Annotated in this window: 5 protein-coding genes and 1 riboswitch; of the genes, 2 read left to right on the forward strand and 3 right to left on the reverse strand. The window is 71.2% G+C overall.

The features are described from left to right. Positions 1-105: 105 nt before the first annotated feature. Positions 106-241: riboswitch (TPP riboswitch) on the forward strand. Next, positions 235-2,016, forward strand: a complete 1,782-nt coding sequence (thiC, locus tag L7D48_RS24370; RefSeq protein WP_237882519.1) for a phosphomethylpyrimidine synthase ThiC — start codon at positions 235-237, stop codon at positions 2,014-2,016. It overlaps the preceding riboswitch by 7 nt. 165 nt (positions 2,017-2,181) lie before the next feature. Then, complete coding sequence (locus tag L7D48_RS24375; RefSeq protein ID WP_237882527.1) at positions 2,182-3,285, forward strand: hypothetical protein; 1,104 nt, start codon at positions 2,182-2,184, stop codon at positions 3,283-3,285. Positions 3,286-3,432: 147 nt separating this feature from the next. On the opposite strand, the gene L7D48_RS24380 is transcribed toward L7D48_RS24375, so the two are convergent. From L7D48_RS24380 to L7D48_RS24390, 3 genes are all read right to left on the reverse strand, one after another. Further along, positions 3,433-3,936, reverse strand: coding sequence for a tetratricopeptide repeat protein (locus L7D48_RS24380; protein WP_237882529.1), 504 nt, complete (start codon positions 3,934-3,936; stop codon positions 3,433-3,435). 112 nt (positions 3,937-4,048) lie between these two features. Further along, positions 4,049-5,008 (reverse strand): hypothetical protein, encoded by a 960-nt coding sequence (locus tag L7D48_RS24385; RefSeq protein ID WP_237882531.1) that lies wholly within the window; start codon positions 5,006-5,008, stop codon positions 4,049-4,051. A gap of 148 nt (positions 5,009-5,156) precedes the next feature. Next, positions 5,157-5,960, reverse strand: a complete 804-nt coding sequence (locus L7D48_RS24390; RefSeq protein WP_237882533.1) for a Mut7-C ubiquitin/RNAse domain-containing protein — start codon at positions 5,958-5,960, stop codon at positions 5,157-5,159. Positions 5,961-5,977: the final 17 nt, after the last annotated feature.

A 5,977-nucleotide genomic window follows, 5' to 3' on the forward strand; every position in this document is an offset into this window, starting at 1 on the left:
GGACTGCGGGGGGAGCGGGGAGGAGGAGTCCACGGCCCGATCATCGCAGGCGTGGCGGGGGCACCCTGGCGCGCGCCCGGGGTCAGCCGTTAGCGTGGGGGCGCTTTTGCACATCGCGGGAGCTCCGAGCACGGGGCTGAGAGGACGCTGACCTCCGTGGACACCGCCACGGAAACGGCTGCGTCGACCGCCGAACCTGTTACCGGGTAATGCCGGCGTAGGGAGTTGGGTCTCATGACCACGCAGGACGCACGCACGCCCGAAAACGCCTCCGGGAGCGCCGAGGAGCGCGCGATCGGCTGGCACAAGGGCTATCTGAGCGGTTCGCGCCCCGACATCCGGGTGCCCGTCCGCCGAGTGCACCTCACCAACGGCCGCGACGTGACGCTGTACGACACGTCCGGCCCGTACACCGATCCGAACATCGACACCGACGTCCGCCGCGGCCTGGCGCCGCTGCGGGAGAACTGGATCATCGCCAGAGGGGACACCGAGGAGTACCCGGGCCGCGAGGTGCGGCCCGAGGACGACGGCCTCAGGCACACCTCGCCACGCGGCGGGCTGCGCAACCTGGACGCCGTCTTCCCCGGCCGCCCCCGCCTGCCGCGCCGGGGACGCGGCGCCACCACCGCCGTCACGCAGCTCGCGTACGCCAAGCGGGGCGAGATCACCCCCGAGATGGAGTTCGTGGCCGTCCGCGAGGGCTGCTCGCCGGAGCACGTGCGCGACGAGATCGCCGCGGGCCGCGCCGTCCTCCCGGCGAACGTCAACCACCCGGAGACCGAGCCGATGATCATCGGCAAGAACTTCCTGGTGAAGGTCAACGCCAACATCGGCAACTCGGCCGTCACCTCCTCCATCGAGGAGGAGGTGGAGAAGATGACGTGGGCCACCCGCTGGGGCGCCGACACCGTCATGGACCTCTCCACCGGCCGCAACATCCACACCACCCGCGAGTGGGTGCTGCGCAACTCCCCCGTCCCCATCGGCACCGTCCCCCTCTACCAGGCGCTGGAGAAGGTCGACGGCAAGGCCGAGGAGCTGACCTGGGAGATCTACAAGGACACCGTCATCGAGCAGTGCGAGCAGGGCGTGGACTACATGACCGTCCACGCCGGCGTCCTGCTGCGCTACGTCCCGCTGACCGCCCGCCGCAAGACGGGCATCGTCTCGCGCGGTGGCTCGATCATGGCGGCCTGGTGCCTGGCCCACCACAAGGAGAGCTTCCTCTACACCCACTTCGAGGAGCTCTGCGAGATCCTGCGCGCCTACGACGTCACCTTCTCCCTCGGCGACGGGCTGCGCCCGGGCTCCATCGCGGACGCCAACGACGAGGCGCAGTTCGCCGAACTGCGCACGCTGGGCGAGCTGAACCGGATCGCCAAGTCCCACGACGTGCAGACGATGATCGAGGGCCCCGGGCACGTCCCGATGCACAAGATCAAGGAGAACGTCGACCTCCAGCAGGAGATCTGCGACGAGGCGCCCTTCTACACCCTCGGCCCGCTCACCACCGACATCGCCCCGGCGTACGACCACATCACCTCCGGCATCGGCGCGGCGATGATCGCCTGGTGGGGTACGGCGATGCTCTGCTACGTCACGCCCAAGGAGCACCTGGGCCTGCCGGACCGCGACGACGTGAAGACGGGCGTGATCACCTACAAGATCGCCGCCCACGCCGCCGACCTGGCCAAGGGCCATCCCGGCGCCCAGGAGTGGGACGACGCCCTGTCCGACGCCCGCTTCGAGTTCCGCTGGGAGGACCAGTTCAACCTGGCCCTCGACCCGGACACGGCCCGCGCCTTCCACGACGAGACGCTCCCGGCCGAACCGGCGAAGACGGCGCACTTCTGCTCGATGTGCGGTCCGAAGTTCTGTTCGATGAAGATCTCCCAGGACATCCGCCGTGAACACGGCGGCGACCTCGCCCTGGACCCGGAGGAGGGCATGCGGCGGAAGTCCGAGGAGTTCGCGGCGAGCGGCAACCGCGTCTACCTACCGATCGCGGACTGATTCGCGGGGGCGCCCGGTCGATCACACGCTCCGGTCCTGTCCGGCCCGAACGCCCGAAAGCGGGCCGGACAGGCAGGCCCCGCGCGGTGCTCGGCGGGATCCCGGCACGGTAACGGAAAGAGCACGATGCCGCCTGGCTCGATCGGGGTTCCTAGTGTCTCCCATGTGGCTGGGATCGATGTTGCCAACGGAGTGGCGGGTGCTGTCATCGGCATGCTGTTCGCGGTGCTGTTCCAGCAGCCGTTACAGGACGCCTGGTACCGACTGCGCAGGCGGTCGACGCGGGCGATCCGCAGCCTGGGGCGCAAGGAGGAGTCAGGGTCGACCTGGCGCGCCTTTTCGCTCGGTCCACTGCAGACCTCCGCCCTGATCGTCGAGGGGGACGGGGAGACCCCGATTCCCCCCGAAACGGTCTACATCCATGTGCTGGACGACGAGGTGGAGCTGCCGTCCGACATGGTGCGCTGGCGGGACGAGATCGTCGCCGAGAGCGAGCGCCTACGGGCCGAGGGACGCACTCCGCTGTGGAACGGGTCGCGGTACGCGGTCGAATCGTTCGACATCTCCCGCACATCTCTCGACGAGACGCCCGAAGTCCACCTGCGGCTGCGTCCGACCGACTACTACACCTTTCTGGCTGCTCAGCAGCTCGACCGCCGGCTTCCGGACGGTACGACGCCCCGGTTCCGCTACCTCGATCCCGAGGATCCCCTGAGGGCCCCGGCTTTTCTGCAGTGCAGCTTCGCCGTCAACGTCGCGGTCGTCACCGCCGACGACATGCTCGTTGTCAGCCGGCGCAGTGATCGGGTCCGTATGGCCCCGGGCGTCTGGAACTCCTCCGTCAACGAGGGCCTGTCGCGGCACATCGACTCGGCGGGAAGGCGTGCGCCGGACCTCCATGACGTGTCCCGGCGGGGGATGCGCGAGGAACTGTCCCTGGAGCCGCACGAGTACTCACTGGACCTGCTGGCCTTCGTGCTGGACACGGACAAGCGCCACTGGAGCGCTCATTTCCACGCCAAGCTGGAACATCTGAGGAGCTCGGATCTCCAGGCACGCATGAGCCGGGGAGTGGCGGACCGGTGGGAGCACCAGACCATCGACTACGTTCCCTTCCGTCCCGCTCAGGTGATCAGGTACATGCTGCGAGACGATCGGGTTCACCGGTGGGCGCCACTGGCGCCGGCGCTGTTCCACCTTGCACTCGTACACGCCTACAGCCGGACTCTCGTCGAGCGGGTGGAGGCACAGATCATTCGGCGTCTTTAGGGCTTCACCGCCCGGAGTTTCCGCCGGGGACGTGGTGGCGAGCCGGGCCTGGGCCCGGGAAGGGCGGGAGGCGGAAGTCCGGGCGGTTCTCCCTGTTCCTGGCGGCCGCATCCACCCGCCAACGCCGCCTGCCCGGCCGGAGCCGGGTCAGACGTGCCTGTCGGCGGTGAGGGCGCGGGCGTAGTGCGTCAGCGAGCGGCGGTACTCCGGCAGGTGGGGGACGAGGGCGGTGAGGGCGAGGGCCGCCGCCTCCCGCTCCCGTCCGGCGTCGGCGAGCGCCAGGGACAGGAAAGCGGCGACCGCGCCGTCCAACTCGTCGGAGCACATGTCCCGTTCGGCCGTCAGCAGCGTGATGCTCTCCTCCGCCCGGCCCAGGTTGCGCAGGGTACTGGCCAGCTGGATCACCGCCCGTCGGCGCCGCCCGCCGGGCAGGCCGGCCGCGAGGGCCCGGCGGTAGAGGGCGGCGGCCTCCTCCTCGCGGTCGAGTGCGTCGTGGGCGGAGGCCAGTTCGTACAGGGCGACGGCGTCGCCGGGCGGGAGCTCGGCGGCCAGCGCCTCGATCCGGCGCAGGAAGTCGTCGGGCCCGTGGTCGTCGAGGGAGGCCCACAGACTCTCGAGCCGCCGCTCCCACCGTGCTTCCGGGGTCGTCATCACCTCAGCCTCCCAGAACACACCCGCCGTGTCCGTCCGCCGGGACGTCTGTGGAGGCATGACACCGGCCGCCGGCGGAACTCGTCGGCGGCCGGGAAACCCCCTGTTCGGTTCACCCGTTGGAGGAGCGGTCGGTCTGCCGGGCGAGCTTGCCGGTGACGTCCTCGGTCTTCTCGGCAGGAGGCGGGGAGACCTCGACCTCGGTGCCGAAGTCGCTGAACTCGATGACGGTGCGGATCTTCGCCTCCCGAGCCTCCCGCGACGGCGGCTGGGACTGGGCCTGGGAGCCGGAGTTCGACCGTGCCGCCTCGCCGTCGAGGGAGATCTCGAACTGCTGGCGGCGGATGCGGTCCTGGTCGTCGAGCCACAGGTGCATCGGCAGGGAGTCGCCGAGCTGCTGCCGCAGGCGCTCGGCCTCGGCCGTGTTCTCGCCCGCGAGTTCGTCCACGTCGACGTTCACGCGGTAGCGGGTGGTCTCCACACCGCCGACCTCCTCGGTGCCGACGCGGGTGGCGTCGTCCTCCAGGGCCCGGGTGTAGTCGAGGCCCCGGACGGGGTCGTTGATCCGCACGCCGCCCACGGTGCCGTTGCTTCCGGCGAGTTCCCGCAGGTCGACGCTGATCCACGGCTCGTCCACCCCGAGCTGGTCCCGCGCCTGGTCCGGCAGCCGCTGGTAGAGGGTCTCGTCCACCACCCGCTGCTCGATCCGTTCGCCGCCGCCCGCCTCGACGGTCAGGTCGCTCTTGCCTTCGGCCAGGTCGACGGTGCCGTCGCCGGTGAGGGTCTGCTGCTGTCCGCCCATGGCGGCGCGCACCTTCAGCGTCATCTTCGCGGTCCGGGCCGCGACCGTCTTCTCGTGCGCGGTCCGTACGATCTCGGCGGCCGCCTCGTCGCCGTCCTCGCCGTCCTCGCCGTCCTCGCCTCCGGTCCCCGCCTCCCGCTCGGCCTCGGTGCCGGCCTTGTCCTCCGGCCCGGTGTCCTGCCCGCCGCAGCCGGCGATCAGCGCCGTACCGGCCAGCAGTCCGGCCGCCGCCACCGCACCCGTCCTGGTCCTGCGTGACACGCGCGCCATCGTGTCTCCTCCGCTTCCGTGAAGGGGTCGTCGTCCGATGCGGTACGCGTTTCCCGGGACAGTCGCGGCAATCGTTGCGAACAGATCGATTCAGGCCAACTGTCCCGGGAACGGACCGGGTTGACGCGGTCGCGCGGCCGGACGAGGGCTACGGCGCGCCGGCCTCCCGCTCGCCCGCCGTCCCGGCGGCCTCCGCGACCAGCGCCTCCAGCCGGTCCCCGTGGGCCCCGCGCCAGTAGACGCGGCCGCAGTCGCGGCAGCGGGCGAAGGTGTCGTAGGTGCGGCGGGTGCCGGGGCGGAGCAGATGCTCGACCTCGGCCTTCGGCGCCTCGGCGAGGAGCCCGTTGCACGCCGTGCACCGCGTCCACGGAGCCAGTGGCGGGTCGAACCGGTCCAGGACGTCGGCGAGCTGGTCGTCTGGGCGCGAGCCGCGCACGTAGGCGCCCATCCACAGCTGCCGCCGCATCAGCAGCCCGCGGTCCTGGGTCAGCAGGACGCGCCGCTCGGCGTTGGCCTGCTCGACGAGAGAGGGGTCGTCCATGTCGTTGTGATACGCGGTGTCGGCGCCCGCCACCAGCCGCAGCCGCCGGGCCAGCGTGCCCAGGTGGACGTCCAGCAGGAAGCGCGGCGGCCCGTGAGGAACCCGCTGCGGTCGTACGACGGGCTCGATCCGGACCGTCCGGCCCGCCTCGGGGCGGTAAGAGGGCTCCACCCGCCGCCCGTCCCCGCCGCTTCCGGCGGTGTCCTCCAGGACGAGCGCGCCCACCTCCGTCAGCGGGATGCCCGCGGACTGCACGACGTGGACGAGCGAGGAGGCGCCGTCGTGGGGCACGGGGAGGAGCTCGGCGCCGCGGTGGCGCGAGGGCAGGAAGATCCGCAGTTCGGGGGAGACGCGGAGGAGCAGTTCGCGGGGCGGCGGGGTGCCGCCGGGGATCTCTGGTCGGTCCGTCACCCTCCCCAGGATGCCAG

It is taken from the genome of Streptomyces sp. ICN903 (genome assembly GCF_022015835.1).
In the GTDB taxonomy this organism is placed as follows: domain Bacteria; phylum Actinomycetota; class Actinomycetes; order Streptomycetales; family Streptomycetaceae; genus Streptomyces; species Streptomyces fenghuangensis.